19 protein-coding genes are annotated in these 20186 nt (G+C 68.9%); 13 read left to right on the forward strand and 6 right to left on the reverse strand.

Annotated elements, in window-relative coordinates; all coding sequences use genetic code 11:
* Positions 1-72 precede the first annotated feature (72 nt).
* From GC106_RS20100 to GC106_RS20115, 4 genes are read left to right on the forward strand one after another with little or no spacing between them, the layout of a single operon-like run.
* Positions 73-939, forward strand: coding sequence for a 3-hydroxyacyl-CoA dehydrogenase family protein (locus GC106_RS20100; protein ID WP_173132810.1), 867 nt, complete (start codon positions 73-75; stop codon positions 937-939).
* Positions 936-1226 (forward strand): acyl carrier protein, encoded by a 291-nt coding sequence (locus GC106_RS20105; RefSeq protein ID WP_312872750.1) that lies wholly within the window; start codon positions 936-938, stop codon positions 1224-1226. The genes GC106_RS20100 and GC106_RS20105 overlap by 4 nt, the downstream gene beginning before the upstream one ends.
* Positions 1219-2328, forward strand: coding sequence for an acyl-CoA dehydrogenase family protein (locus GC106_RS20110; protein ID WP_173132813.1), 1110 nt, complete (start codon positions 1219-1221; stop codon positions 2326-2328). The genes GC106_RS20105 and GC106_RS20110 overlap by 8 nt, the downstream gene beginning before the upstream one ends.
* 32 nt (positions 2329-2360) lie before the next feature.
* Positions 2361-3437, forward strand: a complete 1077-nt coding sequence (locus tag GC106_RS20115) for an HAD-IIIC family phosphatase (RefSeq protein WP_217280741.1) — start codon at positions 2361-2363, stop codon at positions 3435-3437.
* Positions 3438-3468: 31 nt separating this feature from the next.
* On the opposite strand, the gene GC106_RS20120 is transcribed toward GC106_RS20115, so the two are convergent.
* Positions 3469-4131: an O-methyltransferase gene (locus tag GC106_RS20120; RefSeq protein WP_173132819.1), complete on the reverse strand. Its 663-nt coding sequence runs from the start codon at positions 4129-4131 to the stop codon at positions 3469-3471.
* Positions 4132-4396: 265 nt separating this feature from the next.
* On the opposite strand from GC106_RS20120, the gene GC106_RS20125 reads away from it, so the two are divergent.
* Genes GC106_RS20125 through GC106_RS20140 form a run of 4 tightly spaced genes read left to right on the forward strand, consistent with a single transcriptional unit; the run spans position 4397 to position 7600 of the window.
* Positions 4397-4591, forward strand: coding sequence for a hypothetical protein (locus GC106_RS20125; RefSeq protein ID WP_173132822.1), 195 nt, complete (start codon positions 4397-4399; stop codon positions 4589-4591).
* Between the two features lie 45 nt (positions 4592-4636).
* Positions 4637-5317, forward strand: coding sequence for a PIG-L deacetylase family protein (locus GC106_RS20130; protein WP_173132825.1), 681 nt, complete (start codon positions 4637-4639; stop codon positions 5315-5317).
* A 34-nt stretch (positions 5318-5351) separates the two neighbouring features.
* The gene (locus GC106_RS20135; protein WP_173132828.1) at positions 5352-6614 is read left to right on the forward strand and encodes a nucleotide sugar dehydrogenase; all 1263 of its coding nucleotides are present in this window, start codon (positions 5352-5354) and stop codon (positions 6612-6614) included.
* Between the two features lie 23 nt (positions 6615-6637).
* Entirely contained in the window at positions 6638-7600 is a 963-nt protein-coding gene (locus GC106_RS20140; protein ID WP_173132831.1) for an NAD-dependent epimerase/dehydratase family protein, read from the forward strand.
* A 30-nt stretch (positions 7601-7630) separates the two neighbouring features.
* Here the strand turns inward: GC106_RS20140 and GC106_RS20145 are convergent, their stop codons facing one another.
* Positions 7631-7852 carry a hypothetical protein gene (locus GC106_RS20145; protein WP_173132834.1) on the reverse strand — a complete coding sequence of 74 codons (222 nt, stop codon included), beginning with the start codon at positions 7850-7852 and terminating at the stop codon, positions 7631-7633.
* A gap of 308 nt (positions 7853-8160) precedes the next feature.
* Here GC106_RS20145 and GC106_RS20150 point away from each other — a divergent pair, with 308 nt between their 5' ends.
* On the forward strand, positions 8161-11046 hold the full coding sequence (locus GC106_RS20150; RefSeq protein WP_173132837.1) for an AAA family ATPase: 2886 nt from the start codon (positions 8161-8163) through the stop codon (positions 11044-11046).
* Between the two features lie 554 nt (positions 11047-11600).
* On the opposite strand, the gene GC106_RS20155 is transcribed toward GC106_RS20150, so the two are convergent.
* A complete protein-coding gene (locus GC106_RS20155; RefSeq protein WP_173132840.1) occupies positions 11601-12668 on the reverse strand; it encodes a terpene synthase family protein in 1068 nt (355 codons plus the stop codon).
* A gap of 342 nt (positions 12669-13010) precedes the next feature.
* On the opposite strand from GC106_RS20155, the gene GC106_RS20160 reads away from it, so the two are divergent.
* Together GC106_RS20160 and GC106_RS20165 are read left to right on the forward strand one after the other, a co-directional pair.
* Positions 13011-13466 (forward strand): SRPBCC family protein, encoded by a 456-nt coding sequence (locus tag GC106_RS20160; protein ID WP_312872751.1) that lies wholly within the window; start codon positions 13011-13013, stop codon positions 13464-13466.
* Positions 13467-13531: 65 nt separating this feature from the next.
* The gene (locus GC106_RS20165; protein ID WP_173132843.1) at positions 13532-13768 is read left to right on the forward strand and encodes a zinc-ribbon domain-containing protein; all 237 of its coding nucleotides are present in this window, start codon (positions 13532-13534) and stop codon (positions 13766-13768) included.
* Positions 13769-13844: 76 nt separating this feature from the next.
* Here GC106_RS20165 and GC106_RS20170 read toward each other — a convergent pair whose 3' ends face one another.
* The 3 genes from GC106_RS20170 to pdxR form a co-directional block, all read right to left on the reverse strand.
* The gene (locus GC106_RS20170) at positions 13845-14960 is read right to left on the reverse strand and encodes a S1 family peptidase (RefSeq protein ID WP_173132846.1); all 1116 of its coding nucleotides are present in this window, start codon (positions 14958-14960) and stop codon (positions 13845-13847) included.
* A 683-nt stretch (positions 14961-15643) separates the two neighbouring features.
* Entirely contained in the window at positions 15644-15775 is a 132-nt protein-coding gene (locus GC106_RS48860) for a hypothetical protein (protein WP_281368558.1), read from the reverse strand.
* Positions 15776-15909: 134 nt separating this feature from the next.
* A complete protein-coding gene (gene pdxR / locus GC106_RS20175) occupies positions 15910-17340 on the reverse strand; it encodes a MocR-like pyridoxine biosynthesis transcription factor PdxR (RefSeq protein WP_173132849.1) in 1431 nt (476 codons plus the stop codon).
* A 46-nt stretch (positions 17341-17386) separates the two neighbouring features.
* Here pdxR and GC106_RS20180 point away from each other — a divergent pair, with 46 nt between their 5' ends.
* Both GC106_RS20180 and GC106_RS20185 read left to right on the forward strand, forming a co-directional pair.
* Positions 17387-18859, forward strand: a complete 1473-nt coding sequence (locus GC106_RS20180; protein ID WP_173132852.1) for an MFS transporter — start codon at positions 17387-17389, stop codon at positions 18857-18859.
* Positions 18860-18879: 20 nt separating this feature from the next.
* Positions 18880-20184 carry an FAD-binding oxidoreductase gene (locus GC106_RS20185; protein ID WP_173132855.1) on the forward strand — a complete coding sequence of 435 codons (1305 nt, stop codon included), beginning with the start codon at positions 18880-18882 and terminating at the stop codon, positions 20182-20184.
* The last annotated feature ends 2 nt before the right edge of the window (positions 20185-20186 follow it).

The following is a 20186-nucleotide window of genomic DNA, read 5'->3' on the forward strand; positions in this document are numbered from 1 at the left end:
TGGCACATTCGTGCCCTGAATGCGGGGCGCACCCATTTCGGAAATCGGCCCGCCGGGAACCATGGAGCTCGAGTGACGACCGATCAGCAGTTCCACCGAATCGCGGTACTGGGTGCCGGAGTCATGGGATCCGGAATCACCACACTGGCCCTCGGCAGTGGTGTGTCCGTCGACCTGGTCGACGTCGACACCCGGACCCTGGACCGGGCCCGGTCCGGCATCCGCACCCAGTTGCGGCACGCGCAGTTGCTCGGCGCCCTGCCCGGCGACCGGCCACAGGGCGAGCTGACCACCAGCGTCTCGATGTCCGGGCTGGCGCACGCGGACGCGGTGATCGAGGCGATCACCGAGGACGCCGGGCTCAAGGCCAAGGTGCTCGGCGAGGTGTCCGAACTGGTCCGTCCGGGCACGCCGGTCATCTCCAACACGTCGGGCATCCCGATCGACGAGCTCGCCGGGGCGGTGCGGCGCCCGGAAGACCTGCTGGGCACGCACTTCATGAACCCGACGTACCTGATCTCCATGGTCGAGGTGATCCGGGGCCCGCGCACCGGTGACGCCGTGCTGGCCGCGACCCAGGCCCTGCTGACGACGCTGCGCCGCAAGGCCGTGGTGGTACGCGACGCGCCCGGGTTCGTCACCAGCCGGCTGCTGCATCCGATGATCAACGACGCCGCACGGATCGTCGCCGAGGGAACGGCGACGGTGGAGGACGTCGACACCCTGATGCAGGGGTGCCTCGGTCACCCCACCGGACCGCTGCGCACGGCCGACCTCATCGGCATCGACAACCTCGTCGACGCCCTCGACGCACTGTACGAACGCACGGGCGAGAAGCGGAACAGCCCGTGCGAACTCCTGCGCGAGAAGGTGCGCGCGGGTGAACTCGGTCGTAAGTCCGGCCGGGGTTTCTACGACTACGGAGAAGGTATCTCGTGACGATCAACGAGGCCGCCACGCCGGCGCTGGCGGCGCAGATCCAGGCCGGGCTGCTGGCCTTCCTCGAGGCCAAGACGAAGCAGGTCGTCGCGCCCGGCCAGGACATCTTCGGCACCGGGCTGGCCACGTCCATGTTCGCGCTCGAACTGGTGGTCCACCTCGAAGGCACCTACGGCATCGAGATCGCCGGTCCGGACCTGCGGCTGGAGCACTTCCGGACGGTCGAGAAGATGACGGCGCTGACGCTGCGGCTGAAGGCCGAAGCCGAGTCGACCGACAGTGCCTGACCAGCTCGCGGACGAACGTGCCCTGATCACCGGTCTCGTCGACGGCAACGCCGGGCGATGGGACCTCGACGGGCTGATTCCTGAAGACCTGCTGCGCGACCTTGGCGCACGCGGGTTGTTGTGCGCGCAGGTCAAGCCGTCCTACGGCGGCCTCGGACTCGACAGCGCGACAAACGGTGAGCTGACCGCGCACACCGGCAGTCTCTGCAGTTCGCTCCGCAGTGTGCAGACGTCCCAGGGAATGGCCGCGTGGGCGATCTCGCGGCTCGGCGACGCGGACCAGCGCCGCACCCACCTGCGCGCTCTCACGAGCGGTCAGCTCGCGGCGGTGGCGTTCAGCGAACAGGACGCCGGCAGCGACCTTTCCGCGATGAGCACCCGAATCCAGCGAAGTGGCGACTCCGTCGTCGTCGACGGCGCGAAGAAGTGGATCACCGCGGCGCGGTACGCGGACCTGCTGGTCGTGTTCGGCCAGTACGAGGACAGCGCCGCCGCCGTGGTCGTGCCGCGCTCGGCTCCAGGCGTCACCGTCGACGTCATCGCCGACCCGCTCGGCTGCCGCGCGGCGGGCCACGCCAACGTCCGGCTCGACTCGGTCCGGCTGCCCGCCGCCAGTCTGCTCGGCGGCGGCGGACACCCCCTATCGCTTCTGGTCACCACCGCGTTGACCTACGGCCGGATGTCGGTCGCGTGGGGTTGCGTCGGGATTCTGCGGGCCTGCCTGCGTGCGGCTGTCCGGCATGCGTCGTCCCGCAAGCAGTTCGGTACGCCGCTCACCGGGCATCAGCTCGTCGCGCGGCATCTCGCCGATCTGTTCGTGGCGGAACAGGGCGCGACCCGCGCGTGCGAGCACGCAAGTCGTTGCTGGGACAGCAAATCACCCGAAGTCGCGACCGCGGCCGTGCTGGCCAAGTACGTGAGTTCACGCAACGCGGCGACCGCCGCGGCGTCCGCGGTCCAGGTGCTCGCGTCGGCCGCCGCCCAGGACGGGCACGTGGTCGCCAGGGCGTACCGGGACGCGAAGCTGATGGAAATCATCGAGGGCAGCACCGAGATCTGCCAGCTGGTGCTGGCCGAACACGCTGTCACCACCACCCTGTAGCTCATGGAGGACTCGTGCCCGATCGGCCGACCATGATCAAATGCCTGGTCTGGGACCTGGACAACACGTTGTGGGACGGGACGCTGCTGGAGGACGAGCAGGTCGAGTTCGCCGAGGCGGTCCGTGACGTGGTCCGTGCCCTGGACTCGCGCGGCATCCTCCAGTCCGTGGCCAGCAAGAACGACCACGACCTCGCCTGGCGCAAGCTGGAGGAGCTCGGCGTGGCCGAGTACTTCGTCGTGCCGCGGATCGGCTGGGGCCGCAAGTCCGACTCGGTCAAGGCGATCGCCGACCAGCTGAAATTCGCGCTCGACACCATCGCGTTCGTCGACGACCAGCCGGCCGAGCGAGCCGAGGTCGCGTACCACCACCCCGCCGTGCGCTGCTACTCCGCCGAGGACGTGCTCACGCTGACCGGGCTGCCGGAGTTCAGCCCGGCGACCGTCACGGTGGACTCCGCCCGGCGCAGGCAGATGTACCAGGCCAACATGCGGCGGGAACAGGAACAGGCCGCGTTCACCGGCCCGGACGAGGATTTCCTCCGGTCACTGGACCTGGTCATCCGGATCGGCCGGGCAGGTGACGAGGAGATCACCCGCGTCGAGGAGCTGACGCTGCGCACCAGCCAGATGAACGCCACCGGCGTGCACTACCCGGACTCGGTGCTGCGGTCCCTGATCGACGACCCGCGCCACGAGGTGCTGACCGCGACCATGTCCGACCGGTTCGGGCCGCACGGCGCGGTCGGCGTGCTGCTGCTGGAAAAGCACCCGTCGGTGTGGAACCTCAAGCTGCTGGCCACCTCGTGCCGGGTGGTCAGCTTCGGGGCCGGATCGGTGATCCTGAACTGGATCAGCGACCAGGCGGCACGGGCGGGTGTGCACCTCGTGGCCGACTTCCGGCGCACCGAACGCAACCGGATGATGGAAGTGGCCTACCGCTTCGCCGGCTACGAGACCAGTTCGTGCGCGTGCGTCGCCGAAGTCAGCCGTGACGGCCGCGACGACATCGAACTGCTCCACCTGGTTCCCGCCAGGCAGGCTCCGCCGTCCACCATGACTTTGACCGCCCCGGATCTCGCCGCCGGCCCGTTGACGGCGGCGCACTGACCCCTGAAGGCCCCGACGGCCCGGAGCGCGGTCAGCGCTTCCGGGCCAGGGTGATGCCGTCGGCGAACGGCAGCATCGAGATGTCGACCCGGTCGTCGTCCCGGAGCAAGGTGTTGAGCTCCCGGATGGCGGCCGTTTCCGCGTCCTGGGCGGCCGGGTCGGCCACCCTGCCGAAGAACAGCGTGTTGTCCACGACGATGAGGCCACCCGGCCGCACCAACGGCAGGACGTCCTCGTAGTAGCGCGGGTAGTTCGTCTTGTCCGCGTCGATGAACGCCAGATCCACCGTGCCGGTCACGCCTTCGTCGCGCAGCCGCGCGAGAGTCGCCGTGGCGTCCCCGACCATGAGCTCGATCCGGTCGGCCACCCCGGCCCGCTCCCAGTAGGACCGGCCGATCTTCGCCCACCGGGGGGTGATGTCGCACGTGATCACCCGGCCGCCCGGTGGGAGCGCGCGGGCCAGGCACAGCGTGCTGTACCCGGTGAACGTGCCGATCTCCAGCACCGTGCGCGCACCGATCAGACCGGCCAGCAAGGAAAGCAGCTGCCCTTCCTCGGCCAGCACCTGCATCGCCGTCCCGGCAGGCAGCTGCGCGGTCTCCTCGCGCAGCCCGGCGAGGATCTCGTCCTCGCGCAGCGAAACGTCCCGAACATAGGACAGCAGCTCACGCCCGGCCGTCACCTGATCCGCCACAGTCAACTCCATCGTCATGAGCCAGTTCTGGTTGGCGACACTACGAGCTGACGCGCCGCGCACCCCACCCCTACCGACCCCCTTAACAAGCGCGCACGGTCACCGAGAAATCAGCCAAACCGCAGGTGAAGCTGCAATTGGTAGGGGTTGTGCGACCGGTCCGCGCGCTGGCAGATTCGAGCGTCGTCGGCGCCACCAGGACCAGGATTCCAGCGGGGCCGTTGGGGGCTACGCACTCGCTACACGGTTCGAGGTCTGCCTTGACATGAGTATTCCGACAGCACCGGTGGGATTCGGCGACGACGCCGGCACGACGCACACCCGCCTGGTCGGGGAGCACCGCGGGACCGCGGGCTCCGCCGGCGAAGCCGCCCCACCGGACAGCACGCGACACCGGCTGGCCGAAACCCGCGCGGGCGCGCCACCGCGCCGCGGCGGGCACACCACCATCCCGCACTGATCGTCGATGTGACCATTGCCGGCCTGCCACCCGAAAAGGATCGCGATGCACCGAACGATACGCAGATTATTGGTCGTCGCCGCCCACGGCGACGACGAGACCCTGGGCGCGGGCGGGACGCTCGCGAAGCTGGCCGACGACGGCGTGCGGATCAGCCTGTGCGTGCTCTGCGACGACGACGGGTCCCGATCCGAGACCGGGCAGGGCGTGACCAACCGCGTCCCGGCGATCGAGGCGGCCGCGAAGATCCTCGGCATCGAACGGCTGGCCGTCCACGAGTACGGCGACAACCGGCTGGACACCGTGGGCCAGTTGGAGCTGAACCGGGTGTTCGAACGGGAAGTACGCGAGTTCGAGCCGGACACGGTGTTCGCGCCGAGCCTGAGCGACCTGAGCCTGGACCACCAGCTGGTGAGCCGGGCGGCCCGCGTGGCCGGCCGGGCAGGCCGTGGGCCCGTGCGGGAGATCCGGTGCTTCGAGGTCCGGTCCGCGACCGACAGCGGTGAGGCCGCGGGCCTGCCGGTCTTCCGGCCGAACTGCTGGCAGCCGCTGGCCGAGTCCCACCTGGAGCGCAAGCTCGAGGCGCTGCGGGCCTATGGCGACGAACTGCAGCAGTGGCCCAGCCCGCGCAGCGAGCGGGGCGTCCGCGCGCTCGCCGAGTACCGCGGCTCGCAGGTCTCGACCGCCTACGCCGAGGCGTTCGAACTGCTCAGAGTGGTCCTCTGAGGACCGGACACCGCGAGCGACAAGGGGTTTGAGAATGCCGGAGATTTCCTCCGTCGCGGTCATCGGCATGGGCTACGTCGGCCTGCCGACCGCGTTGGGCCTGCACGCGGGCGGAGTACGCGTCCTGGGGATCGACCGCGATCCGGATCGCCTCGCGGCGATCCGGCGACGCGCCGTCGACCTGATCGATGCCGATCACCTGCGGCTGGCGAAGTCGTTGGGGCAGGACGGTTTCGAGCTCACCGCCGACCTGTCCAGGCTGGCCGAGGCGGACGCGGTGATGGTGTGCGTGCCCACGCCGGTGGACCGTTACCTGTTGCCGGACCTCGGTCCGTTGCAGGGGGCGTGCGACACACTCGTGAAGTACGCGCGGCCGGGTCAGACGCTGATCCTGACGTCGACGAGCTTCGTCGGCACCACGGCCAGGATGCTGGTGAACCCGTTGATCGATCGTGGTTTCACGATCGGCACCGACATCTTCGTGGCCTCCAGCCCGGAACGGATCGATCCGGGCAACGTCACGCACACCCAGCGGGAGACGCCCCGGGTGCTCGGCGGGGTCACCGCACAGTGCACAGCGATGGCGGCCCAGGTGATCGAGGTGCTGGCGTCGCAGACCCACCGGGTGCGGTCCCCCGAGGTCGCCGAGATGACCAAGCTGTACGAGAACACCTTCCGTGCGGTGAACATCGCGCTGGCCAACGAGTTCGCCGACATCTGCGCCGGGCTGGAGCTCGACCCGATCGAGGTGATCGACGCCGCGGCGACCAAACCGTACGGGTTCATGGCCTTCCACCCCGGCCCCGGGGTCGGCGGGCACTGCATCCCGTGCGACCCGCACTACCTGCTCTGGCAGCTGCGCGAAACACGGACCGCGGCGCCGTTGGTGAACCAGGCGATGACCGCCATCGCCGAGCGGCCCAAGACTGTGGTGGACCGCGTGCAGGGTGCGCTTTCACTGGCGGGCAAGGGAATGGCCGGAATCCGCGTCCTCGTGGTCGGCGTGTCGTACAAGCCCGGCGTGCTGGACGTGCGGTCGTCTTCGGCCCTGGAGATCATCGCGGGCCTGGCCGAGCGCGGGGCGAAGGTCGACTACTTCGACCCGCTGATCGCCCGGGTGACCCTGCCGGACGGCACCACAATGGACAGTGTGGTCCGGCCGCAGGGCACGAACTGGGACCTCGTGCTCGTCCACACCGTCCAACCCGGACACGACTACGGCTGGACCGCCGACTGCCCGATGCTGGTCGACGCCACCTACCGGTTCGAGTCCGCCGACGCCAGCCAACCCGTGTGAGCCGTCTTGAAAGGACACGACCTGTGCGCTGCCTGATCACCGGAGGTGCCGGCTTCATCGGCTCGCACCTGACCGAGCACCTGCTTGGCCTCGGTCACGAGGTGGTCGTCCTCGACGACCTCAGCACCGGCAGCGAAAGCAACCTCGCCGCGTTCGCGGACGATCCCCGGCTGCGGTTCGTCCGGGGATCGGTGTGCGACCGGGACGCGGTGGACAGCTGCATGGCCGGGGTGGACGCGATCTACCACCTGGCCGCGGCCGTCGGGGTGTTCACCATCCTCGGCAAGACCCTGGAGAGCCTGCGTACCAACCTCAACGGCACGGAAACCGTGCTGGAGGCGGCACGTGCGCACGATGTGCCGATCCTGGTCGCGTCGACCAGCGAGATCTACGGCAAGAACACCGCCGACGGGCTCACCGAGGACGCCGACCGGATCGTCGGCTCACCGCTGGTGAACCGGTGGTCGTACGCCGAGGCGAAGGCCCTGGACGAGACGCTGGCCTACCTGTACGGGATCGAGTACGGGGTCAAGACCGTGATCGTGCGGTTGTTCAACACGGTCGGCCCGCGGCAGAGCGGCCGTTACGGCATGGTGATTCCCCGGTTCGTCGGGCAGGCGCTCGCCGGCGAGCCGATCACCGTGTTCGGCGACGGCCAGCAGGTCAGGTGTTTCTGTCACGTGCTCGACGTGGTGCCGGCGCTCGTCGCACTCCTTGAGGACGAGGGCGCGCACGGCACCGTCTACAACCTCGGCAGTTCGGAACAGGTCAGCATCGCCGACCTCGCGCACAAGGTCATCGCGGCGACGGACTCGTCGAGCACGGTGGTGAAGGTCCCGTACGAGCAGGCGTACGGCGCCGGCTTCGAAGACATGCAGCGCCGCATCCCGGATTGCGCGAAGGCACGCGACCGGGTCGGCTTCCGGCCGCGGCGCACCCTCGACGACATCATCCGGTCGGTGGTCGCCGAGCATCGCCTGCCCTGAGCGTCCCCACCGTCGTTCACAATCGCTTCATCAGCGCGTCATGGCCTCGTCATGGCCCGCCGTTCCCACTGCCGAGGCCGCCGTCATGGCGGCCTCGGCAGTGGCACGTTCGAGTACGCCCGCGTCGCACAGGTCCTCTACCCACGTCACCATGTGGCTGTACGTGGCCACAGGGTCGACGTCCCACATCGTGGCCAGCGTCGCCGCGGCCTTGGCGACGTCGCCTGAGCTCTGGTTGAGCGCGATCCACATGGCGGTGCCGGCCGGCCCATAACGCAGCTGCGCACCAGTGGTACTTGAGGACAATTTAAGGTGGCCGGTCGGCAAAATCCTCGGAGTTACGTCCGCCGCCGTGCTTACCATCATCGAGCCCTCCCACAACCTTGTCGTCGCTGTTCACCAAGCTTCTCCGTTACCGGGCGGAAAAGACATGGAGATCGCACCCGATTGACAGGTAGGACTATCCCTACCTCCGCCCGGGTGGTTGCCGGATGCCGGGCGAGATAACCCACGGTGTATATCGATCCGATAACGGTGGCCGCTGACAGAGGACTTCTGATATGGTATCTGCCACCACCGGGATCGACACTCAAGCCACTTCTGGGGGAAGTAGATTGAGGTATGGCAACCCTTGGAGCACTCGATTAGAGATCGACCTCCACGACGCGCGCGACTATTTGCAGAAGCAATTCGCGCACAGTTCATCCGGGTCCGGTCGAGTCGTGATGGTGAATGGGGGATTCGCCAGCGGAAAGACCGCCGTACAGCACGACCTGCTCGAGGACGCCGTCAAGGCGGGTGCCCTGACGCTTCGCGCGACCGGCGCGCCGGACGAGCAGCACATCGGCGGCGCCGTCATCGACCAACTGCTGGCAAACTCCTCGTTACCGCACGACATACCGCATCGGGTCGGCACAACGCTGCTGCTCTGGGGCCGCGAACAGGGCGATGACCAGGCAAGACAGCACGCCGAGCAGTCCAGCGGCCAGGTCGTGCGCAACGTCTGCGACTCGCTGCTCGAGCTGGCGCGGGAGCGGCCCGTGGTCATCGGGGTCGACGACCTGCAGTTCGCCGACGAAACCTCGCTGAAGCTGCTCATGCAGCTCCAGCGCCGTATCCGGTCGACCAAGCTGCTCATATTGCTGAATCAGCCGAATTCTCCACGCACGACGAATTTACGGCTGACGAGCTTTTTCTCACGGCAACCCTGTTACTATTCGGTACACCTGACGCCCATGTCCGAGCAGGCAATCGGTGCGATGTTCGCCGAATCACTGGACGAGCGCGTCGACAATGATCTTCCGGGCCGCGTCCACGCATTAAGCGCCGGTAATCCGATGCTGACGAACGCGTTGGTCGACGATTACCGGAAAGGCAACCGGGACGGGCAGCCCGCCGTTGGCGCCGCCTACACCCGCGCGGTGTACGCATTGCTCGATCGTCCGGACAGCCAGCTCCTCGAAACAGCGGCCGCCGTGGCGGTGCTCGGCGAGCAGAGCGACCCTGAATTGATCGCCAAACTCACCGGCTCCGACTCGGAGACCGTTAACGACATACTAGCTGCCCTGGATCACGGTGGCTTGCTCACAAGTTGCAGGTTCCGGCATCCGGCCGCCGAGTCGGCCGTGCTCGACACGCTCCGTCCGGCGGCCCGCGCCAAGCTGCACGCCCGGGCCGCCGAGCTGAAGTACCGCGCCGCGGCGTCCGCGACCGAGGTGGCCGCCCACCTGGTCGCGGCGGGCGAGGCATCCGGCGAGTGGTCGACGGCGGTACTGCGGTCCGCGGCCGAGCAGGCCATGGTCACCGACAACGTCCAGTTCGCCACCAAGTGCCTGGAGCTGGCGTTGTCCGCGTCCACCGACGAGCACGAACAGCGCGCCATCCGGCAGTCGTTCGTGTGGAGCACCTGGCGGCTCAACCCGTCCGCGGTGGCGCCGTACGTGTCGACGCTGCGGGAGGCGGCCTTCGACGGCACGCTCGACCAAGTCGGCTGTTTCGCGCTGATGCGCCACTCGCTGTGGCACGGCGCGCGGACGACCTTCGTCCGGGCGCACGAGGTGCTGGCCAGTTCGCCGGAACCGATCGACCCGCAGATCGAGGCCGAACTGGACCTGGCCTACCAGTGGCACTTCGGGCCGATGGACGGCGACGTGGACGGCGAGAAGCCGGACGTGCCCGCCGACGCCGCCCCATGGAGCCGCACCGCGGGCACGGTCATCCAGGCGTGGCGGCAGGGCGGCTCCGAGGCGACCACGGCCAACGCCGAGCGCATCCTGCAGAACTGCCGTCTCGGTGACACGGCACTGGAGGCACTCGCCACGGCGATCATGGCGCTGGTGCGGGGTGGCGAGGTCGACCGGGCCGAACGCTGGTGCACGCGGCTCAGCCGGGAGGCCGAGCAACGCGGCGCGGTGACCTGGCAGGCCATGCTCGACGCGCTCTGGGCCGGGATCGCCCTGCAGCGTGCCGACGTCGCCGCTGCGGCGGAGCGCGCCAAGGCGTCACTGGACATGCTCGGCGAGCACAACTGGGGCGTGTCGATCAGCTACCCGCTCACCACCTTGCTGATGGCCGAGGTGGCGGCGGGCGCGTTCGACGCCGCCGCCAGGACGCTGCGCCGTCCGGTGCCCGAGGCGATGTTCGACACGATCGGCGGTATGCGGTACCTGCGCGCCCGCGGTCACTTCTACCTGGCGACCAGCCGGCCGCTGGCGGCGGTGAACGATTTCCAGAAGTGTCAGCGGCTGATGCGCAAGTGGGACGCGGTCACCCCGACGCTCGTGCCGTGGCGCAGCGACCTCGCCGAGGCGAACCTCCAGCTCGGCAACGTGGCGATGGCCCGTGAACTGGCCAAGCAACAGGTGGAACTGTCGCTCGACAAGGACCCCTATGCCTGTGGCCTCGCGCTGCGGGTGCTGGCCGTCACGAGCAGGCCGGCGGACATCCCGGTGCTGCTGGGCCGGGCGGCGAAGTGCTTCAAGGACTCCGGCCACCTGCTCGAGCTCAACCGGACCCTGAAGGCGTCCGCCAAGCTGCAAATCCCGGGGCCGCGCACGGACTTCGCCGTGGTGTCCGGCGCACGGCTGCCGGAGCGCAAGCAGGTGTCCGCGCGCGTCGTGCGCACGAAGGACATCCCGGCCGAGCCCAGCCCAGTGTCCACAACGGCGGGGTCCACACGGGACACTCAGGAACCCGCGGAACCGGTGCGCCGTGAGCAATCCGAGCCGACCGACTCGACGGTGCTCAGCGAGGCCGAGCTGCGGGTGGCACAACTGGCTGCGAACGGTCACACCAACCGGCAGATCGGCGACAGGCTGTTCATCACGGTCAGTACGGTGGAACAGCACCTGACGCGGGCATACCGGAAGCTGGGTATCAGTGGCCGCAGCGCATTGGCCGAGGAGCTGCGCGTGCGGCGTCCCCCGTTGATCACACAAGAACGATGAGGTGACAACGCGACCTGTCCCCCTGCTCCGCGAGCCCTGCCCCGAGACCCTGCCGACCGGGACGGGGCTCGCGGACCGCTCTCGCGTGACACCGATCCGAACCGCACCCTCCACTCAGGACGAGTCCGGTCGGGACAGGCGAGGCCGGGGCCATACCCACCCGGACCCGCCTGTATGCCTGTCGTTGAGCGCTGTGGTGTTGGCCTGCTTGCCGGGAAGCGACTCTCGTCGCCCTGCAACAAGGTAGCCAGATTCCGGTGCCCCTCCGGGTGTATCGGGGCACCCGCCCGTGGGATGTACGAATCCGCAGCACGTCACATGGTTCCGGCTTCAAACATCACAAAGTCCGGACATCGGCCGGCCAGCCGTTCCCTCTGACGGGCAATGCCGCCGCACCGCCTGCCACGCTGTGTCATGTCCCGGCCTTACGGAAGTCGCTCGTGCGGCGGACATCACGAAGCCGATGAAGATCAGGGCTCACCGCGTTCACGGCGTCGGGGAACGCCGACATCCACTTCGGCGTTGGCGGAACGTGACGCGTCCGCCTGACCGCTTCAGCGTTCGAAGGGGTCCCACCACCGCGAGATACTGGGCAGGGCAAGCGGTTCAGGACTGCTGTCGCGCGGCTCGTCGGTGGTGGTGACCTTGACGGTGATCGGTTGCGGGGACGGGATGCCGTTGCTGAGGTAACGGGGAACCCTTGCCGCCCAGTCGATGTTGCCGCGGATGGCGTGGCAGAGGTCGGTGAGGTAGCGGTTCAGTTCCGGACCCGCTCCGGCGAGCACACGCTCGCGGAGCCGCAGGAACCGGACCATGATGCGATCGCGGATCTCCACGCCGCGGCGAATCGCCTCCGCTGCCGAGCTCCGTTCTTGGTGCATGAGGACATTCACGATGTTCTGATCGGTGTGCGCCTCCTGCACTTCCTTGCGGTAGGAGTGCAGGTCGTTGTCCAGTGCGGCGACCAGCTGCGTCATCTCGGTCAGCGCCTGCACGGCCGGTGAGTCCATCTCGCGTGCCGGGACTTCTTGGTTGTTGGCGATTTCCAGCAGTGCGATGGTGGGCGGACCACCCGCGCTGCCCAGCCGCATGGTCAGGTATTCGTCCAGTGCGGGCATGTGGCCTTGCGCCTGGTTGCCGATCTGCCATGCCACGGAGTACAACCAGTGGCGATGCGCGTCCATGAAGCGGCGCACCTGGGTCGGTGTGGCGAAGGCACGCATCCGGGTCATGATGTCGTGCAGTGCCTTGGCGAACGGCTCAGTCGGCACGACGGAACTCGTCATCGACCGCTGCAACTGCCCGGCCATCGCCAGGAACGCCGAGGGGTCGGCGCTGAGCGGTCCGCTGTCGCAGCACGCGTCGTCGAACGCGAAACCCCAGTACACCCACAACGCCGCGACCAGAAGGCCTTCGCTGCCCGCCGTTGGTGCGAAACGCGCGTAGAACTCGGCACTGTTGGTCCCGAGAATCCGGGTCCGGTCCCGTCCGGACCGATACAGTCCAATGTGGTCGATCCAGGCCACCGCCCGGCATTCCACTTCGTCCACCGCCGGGTTGATGGCGGACGGGATCGGGCAGTAGAACAACGGCGGTTCGAAGTCCGGCTCGGTGATCGTCATCGTCTCCCCTGGGGGTCGAAACGGCTCCTTTCACCCTAAGTAGACGATCAGCGCCACCGCGATGCCGTGCCCCGAATGGACTTCTCCGTCGACCCGGTTACCGTCGGCATGCACGGCAGGTCACGATCGCGCTCACTCGGTCGAGTGAGTTACGTGCTCGGTCCGGGTGGACGTGGGGTTCCGCCTGTCACCTCCGAGCCTCGGCGATCGCCATCGTCATCAGCACGACGACCTGACGACAGTCACGCTCAGCACACCGGCGGCCACGCAAACGGCCGGGGTGGCGAGCACGTGCGGCTCCACCCGTACCGCGACCGCGGCGCGATGTGCTTCGATACTCCGGTGACCAGTAACGATGACAAGCGCGTCGTCAGCGCCACCCGCGAGATCCCGGCCCCGGCCGCGCGGATCTTCGAGCTCATCGCCGATCCGGCCCACCAGCCCCGCTGGGATGGCAACGACAACCTGGCGGAGGCGTCACCAGGACAGCGAGTCCGCGCTGTCGGCGACGTTTTCACCATGACGCTCACCTACGACGGCGTTGTCCGGGAGAACCACGTCGTCGAGTTCGAAGAGGGGCGCCGCATCGCGTGGCGGCCTGCCGAGCCGGGCCAGAAACCCCCGGGCCACCTGTGGCGTTGGGAACTGGAACCCGTCGACTCGTCGTCGACGCGCGTGACCCACACCTACGACTGGACTGAGCTGACCGACGAGAACCGCTATCGGCGCGCTCAGGAGACCACACCGGACAAACTCCGGTCCTCACTCGACCGGCTCGCGGCCCTCGCCGAAGGCTGAAGCCGCGAAACGCGGGGGATGTGGAACCCTGGAGGCAGGACGAGCCGACGGGGAGTGCGACGAACGTGGTGATTTTCGGTTTCCGGACCAAGGTGCTGGTCCTGGCGATGCTGACGTTGCTGTGCCCCCGATGTGGGAACTCCGGGGCGCATCCCCTGCACAGGGCGGTCACGAAGTTCACGCTGTTCTTCGTGCCGCTGTTCCCGGTGCGGACCAAGTACTCGACGCAGTGCACCTTCTGCGGCCTGACCAGCCCGGTGTCCAAGGACGAGGCGACGCGGCTGGTGCGGCAGGCGGGTTGACGAGAGGGAATGCGGTGAAACGGGTCGTGAACGGAATGAGCGGTTTCCGTCCACGACCCTGCCCGGCGGACGGCTCTCAGCTGTTGAGCGTCACGCCGTACGCGGCCAGCGCCTCACCGACCGGCTGGTAGTACGAGGTCCCGCTGCCCTTGCCGGAGGTGATGCCCAGGCCCACGCTTCCGGAGAACAGGCAACCACCGGAGTCGCCGGGGTTGGCCAGTGCGTTGGTCTGGATCAGCTGGTGCACCGATCCTTCGGCGTAGTTCACCGTGACGTTCAGCCGCTGCACCGAACCGGAGGTCAGCCGCGTGGTGCTGCCGCTCTTCTGGATCCGCTGCCCCACCGTCGCGGTCGCGTGCGAGGTGATCCGCTGGGTCGAGCCGTTCCACAGGGTGACCGCGCCAGGCGCGCTTCCCGTGGTGTTCAGGATCAGGCCGTAGTCGTTGGTCGGGAAGCTGGCGCCCTGGGACGGACCCACGTTCCACTGGCGCACCGCGCGGGTGCAGTGCCCGGCGTCGACGATGTAGTTCTGGCCGCCCCTGTTGGTGTTGAACCCGACCGAGCAGCGGGTTCCGCCGCCGGTGATGGCCTCCCCGTTGTAGATGGCCAGCCGCATCTCACCGCTGACCCGCTCGACCCGTACCCGGTCGCCCAGCTGGTCGGCGGTGCGCAGCAGCGCGGCGAGGTCACCGCCGGTCGCCACGTCCGACACACTGAGCACGACCTGGTTGGTCTTCGGGTCCAGCCCGATCGAGGTGTGCTTGACCGCGGGCACCGATTCCAGCGCGTCCTGCGCGGAGGCCAGCGCCGCGGTGGAGTGCCGCACCAGCTTCGCCTCGGCACCGGACGCGCGGACGTCCTCCGCCGCGGCCGCGTCCAGCACGTTGACCACCGGCTTGCCCTTGGCGTCCAGGTAGCCGCCCGCGGTCCGGGCACCCAGCCGGCCGGTGACCTGGTCGAGAGTGCGCACACTGGCGTCCTGTGTCCGCAGGATCTCGACGACCGCTTCGGGAGAGATGCCCTCCTGAGCACTCAGCTCGGCGATCGCGGCCCTGGCCACTTCCGGTGCGTATCCGTCGATCCCGGCCGCCGTGGCGGTCGGGGCGACCAGGAAACCGGCGGCCGCGACACCGGCCACCAGGGTTATCGCGGAGCGGGCAACGAGATGTCGCCCAGTGACGATCTTGCGCATACCGGCAACTCACTTTCGCAGGGGACGCGGGGTGACCGCGCCGTCAGTGGGTTGGCCCGGGCACGTTGTACGTGACCCGGCACCGGATCACTCCGGCGTGTCCCAGCGTGTTCCTGCGAGCTTCGTCCTGCTACCACCTTTAGTCGGTTTGTGCCATAACCACACCTGATGACCGATTGTTATGGTGTGCGGCCATGCCGGGCACGTTGTCCAATCCGCACAAGCACTTACAAAGTCCCAAGTGGACAGACCTGGCGATTATGGTGGTTGAAAGCGCTTGCACGCCAGTCGACCACGAAGCGTCGCCTGTTCACAACGACGCAGGCCAGCGGAACGATCTCGTTTGCCTTTGTTGATTTCAGGGCGGACCCGAAGCTGTGGTCCGCGGACGACCAACATCTGTACACAGTGGACACGCGAATCCTCCGGCCGCGGTCGACCCGCGCGGGCCTCCCGGCCTGTCTCCCCCGCCGCGCCCCCAGCAGTGACCGCGGACGCCGGCTACTCGGGAGCGGCCGACACGATCCCGGCCGCGATGCTCGACGGCAACACCACCAGCGGCGGCTGGTCGAATTACTACAACAAGCAGGCAACCGCGTTACTACCGGCCATAAGCCGTTCGCATGCCAGTGAATGGGTGTCCGTGCTGGTCTCGGCCCCACGCCGGTCGGCAGCGTCCAGGCCTACTTCACCGTCGACGCCGCCCGTTCGTTGCCCGCGTCGATCCAGGTGTCGTACTGGAACGGCCACCGCTTCGTGCCAGTACGCGACACCCGCGTCGAATGGGCGACCACGTCGAACCAACCGACAACCATCACCTTCATCCCCCGTCCGAACGAGCCGGATCAGGCTGGACATGACCAGTCGGTCACCCGGCACCGCCACAGGTTTCCTGCAGATCGCCGAACTGAAGGTCGCCCAGGGACAGTAGCGGCGATGTCCTCCGGTGTCAGTCGGCCGGTGAAGGCGCGGGAGGGAGAATCCGGCACAGCGCTTCCAGCGCAGGTCCGTAGCCGTGGTCTGACGGGGTCGCGTAGCCGACGACCAGGCCGTCGTGGGCGGGCATGGTGGCCGCGGGGTGGCGGAAAGCCGCGAGCCCGTCCAAGGCGATGGACTGCCGGGCGGCCGCTGTGACCGCGGAATCCTCGGTTCCGGATGGAAGGCGCAGCACGGCGTGCAGTCCTGCGGCGATGCCAGTGGGTGCGATATGCGGGGCGTTGGCGGCGAGGGCGGCGACGAGGCGGTCACGGCGGGTTCGGTAATGCTGGCGCATGCGGCGGATGTGCCGGTCGTAGTGGCCGGAGTCGATGAACTCGGCGAGGGTGAGCTGGTCCACCACGCTCGCCCAGGCTTCCCGCTGCCCCTTGGCCGTCAGGACGGACGTGACAAGGTGCTCGGGCAGCACCAGCCAACCGAGCCGTAGCGCCGGTGACAGGCTTTTGCTCAACGAGCCGATGTAGACGACCCGCTCCGGGTCCAGCCCTTGCACCGCGCCGACCGGTTCTCGGTCGTAGCGGAACTCGCCGTCGTAGTCGTCCTCCAGGATCAGGCCATCGCGGGTCCGTGCCCAGTCCACCGCACTGACGCGTCGCTGCGGGTGCAGGGGGCCGCCGGTCGGGAACTGGTGCGCCGGGGTGAGCAGCGCCGCCCGGACCCCTTTGAGACTCGCCAGCTCGTCGGTGAGCGCACCGCGTTCGTCGAGCGGAAGTGGCACCGTCCGAACGGACGCCTCCTCGAGGATCGCACGGTGAAAAGCCAGCCCGTACGACTCCACAGCCAACGGGCCACGCAGCACCCGGCCGCCGAAGAGCAGCCGCAGCGCATGGGCGAAGCCGGAACACACCACGATCCGTTCCGGCGTGGTCCGCACGCCGCGGGCACGCGTCAGGTACTCGGCCAATGCCCGGCGCAGTTCGTGACGGCCGCGCGGGTCACCAGGCCCGAAGGCCTCGTTGGGGGCGGCGTTGAGCGCGCGGCGGGCCGCGGCCAGCCAGGCCGCGCGGGGGAAGGACGCGGCATCGGGCTGCCCCTGCCTGAGGTTGTGCGTCGGCGGCGCCGCGTGGGCGGGTTTCTCCGGCACGTGCGGAAATCGGGTGGGTCCAGTGCGCGGCGCTACCTGCGTACCCGAGCCTTGCCGGGCGACCAGCCACCCTTCGGCGACCAGCTCGGAGTAGGCCTCGGCGACGGTGTTGCGCGCGAGCCCGAGGTCGGCGGCGAGGGAACGGTACGGAGGCAACCGGGTGCCCGGAGCCAGTCTGCCGTCCCGCACGGCCTCCCGTAGCGCCCGGATGAGCGTGGACCGGCGACCGCCGGAACCAGCCAGTTCCAGATGCAGGTCACTGCCGAGCCGCTCCGCCAAATTGACCCATGAATCCACCATGGAAATGAACCATAGCGAAGGTCTTTCCGGGTCATAGCGTGGTGCCATGACAAACGAGACCACCCTGTCCGCCCCAGCCGTCGCGAGCACCGATCGCCGAGCCGGGCCCGCGACGGGATTCCGGCGCCCGGCCGCGGCATTGGCGCTGCTGGCCTTCGCTCAGCTGATCATTTCGCTGGACTACAACATCGTGTACGTGGCGCTGCCGCAGATCGGCTCGACGCTCGGTTTCTCGGCACAGACGCTGCAATGGGTGGTCAGCGCCTACGCGGTCGCGTTCGGTGGGTTCCTGCTGCTGGGCGGGCGGGCCGTGGATCTGTTCGGCCCGCGCCGCTTGTTCGTGCTGGGGCTGGCGGTGTACGCGGTGGCGTCGCTGGCCGGCGGTCTGGCCACCGCGCCACTGCCCTTGGTGGCGGCCCGCGCGGCACAAGGGCTTGGCGGCGCGTTGCTGTTCCCCGCGACACTGGCCCTGGTCTCGACCGGGTTCGCCGAAGGCCGCGAGCGCAACCGCGCCTACGCGGTGTGGGGCACGGCCGGTGGCAGCGGCATGATCCTCGGTTCGCTGCTCGGAGGCGTGCTGACCGACGCGTTCGGCTGGACGGCGGTCTTCTTCGTCAACGTGCCGTTGGCAGGCGCCGCCGCCCTGCTGGCCCTGCCGCTGATTCCCCGCCGCACCGCGCGGCGGACCGGCCGCCGGTTCGACGTGGCCGGGGCGCTCACCGCGACCGCCGGGTCCGCGCTGCTGGTGTTCGCGCTCGTGCAGGCACCCGAGTCCGGGTGGACAGCACTGCCCGTGCTGGCCGCCGCGGTGGCCGGCGTGCTGTTCCTGGCGGCGTTCGCGGTCATCGAGGTTCGCAGTGCCGATCCCTTGCTGCCACTGAAACTGCTGCGCCGCCGAGACCTCGGCACCGGTGCGCTGGTCACGTTCCTGTACATGGGGACGTTCGGCACGCTGTTGTACTTCCTGACTGTCTACTTCCAGGTGGTCCACGGCTACGACGCGCTGCGCACCGGCCTGGCCTTCCTGGTGCCGATGGCCGCCATCGTCGCCGGGTCGCAACTGGGCGGGCGGCTGGCGACAGCGCGTGGCCCCCGTACCGCCATGATCGCCAGCCTGGTGGTCGGCGGCCTCGGCACACTGCTCGTCGGTGTGAGCCTGTCCACCGGTGGCTCCTACTTGGCGCTGCTGCCCGGCCTGATCGTGCTCGGCATCGGCCAGGGCGCGGGCTACACGCTGATGTTCGGCGCCGCCACCGCCGCGACTCCCGCCGACCAGCAGGGCGTGGCCTCCGCGGTCGCGTCGACCACCCAGCAGGTCGGAGGCGCCGTCGGCCTGGCCGTCCTCGTCGCCGTGGCAGGCGCCGCCACCAGCGGTCTGACCGGCGAGGCCCTGCGTACCGCCACCACCGAGGGAGTGCGCGCGGCCGTGTTCGTCGCGGCCGCCGGAATCGCCCTCACCGCCCTTGCCGCCCTCGGCTTCACCCCCACCCGTCGCCACAACACCGGCACAGCCGCCTGAATCACGTGAAGGAAAAGATCATGAACGGTGTGAACACTCTGCGCTCTGTCGTCCGCGGTCGCGTCCTGCTGCCGAACGACTCCGATTTCGACGCCGCCCGCCGCCCGTGGAACCTCGCCGTGCAGCAACCGGTGGTGGCGGTGGTCGAGGCCGCGGACGCCGACGATGTCGCCGCGCTCGTCCGTCACGCCCGCGCCGCCGGGCTGAGCGTCGCCGTCCAGCCGAACGGGCACGGGGCCACCGGACGCACCGAGGGCACGATCCTGCTGCGCACCGGAAGGCTGGACACGCTACGGATCGACCCTGCCCGCCGCCGCGCCCACGTCGGCGCCGGTGTGCCGTCGGGCCGGGTGCAAGCCGCCACAGCGCCGCACGGGCTGACCGGCCTGCCCGGTAGTTCCCCGATCGTCAGCGTCACCGGCGTCGCCCTCGGCGGCGGACTGAGCTGGTTCGGCCGCGCCCACGGCTGGGTCGCCGACAGCGTGACCGCCTTCGACATCGTCGACACCGAGGGACAGCAGCGGCACGTCACGGCGGAAACGGACGGGGAGCTGTTCTGGGCGCTGCGCGGTGGAGGCGGGGACTTCGCCATCGTCACCGCCCTCGAACTGGCCCTGCATCCCGCGCCGCGCCTGTACGGCGGCCGCATCCTGTGGAAAGCCGACCGGGCACCCGAGGTCATGGAGGCCTACCGGCAGATCACCGCCACCGCCCCCGACGAGCTGACCGTTTGGCTGGATCTGCTGCACTTCCCCGGCGCCGACCCCATGGTCGCCGTCGACGCCACGTATCTCGGCGACGAAAGCGAAGCGCGTGATCTGCTCAGCCCACTGCATCGCCTCGCGCAGCCGTTGTCGGACACGACGCGGACCATGCCGGTCTCCGAACTCGGCACCATCACCGCCGAACCCACCAACCCCGGCCCGGGACTCTCCCGCGCGGAACTGCTGACCGAACTGGACGACGTCGCCGTCAAAGCACTGCTCGCCGACCCCATCGCCCCGCTGCTGAGCGTCCAGCTGCGGCACCTCGGCGGCGCGTTCACCCGCCCGTCCGACACGCCGCACGGCCCGCTCACCGAGCCCTACGCCCTCTACATGTTCGGCATCCCCAGCGACCCGGCGACCGCCAAGGCCGTCGCCGCCAGACAACACGGTCTCGCGGAAGCCCTGCCCGTCAGCGGCCGCAAACCGTTGACGTTCCTCAACCCGAGCGAGTCCGTGGCCGATGCCTTCGCCCCCGGCACCGTCGCACGCCTGCGCCACCTCAAGAACCACCACGACCCGCACAACACCATCCGCAGCAACTTCCCCGTCCACGGTTGATG

It is taken from the genome of Kibdelosporangium persicum (assembly GCF_013280595.1).
Taxonomy (GTDB): domain Bacteria; phylum Actinomycetota; class Actinomycetes; order Mycobacteriales; family Pseudonocardiaceae; genus Kibdelosporangium; species Kibdelosporangium persicum.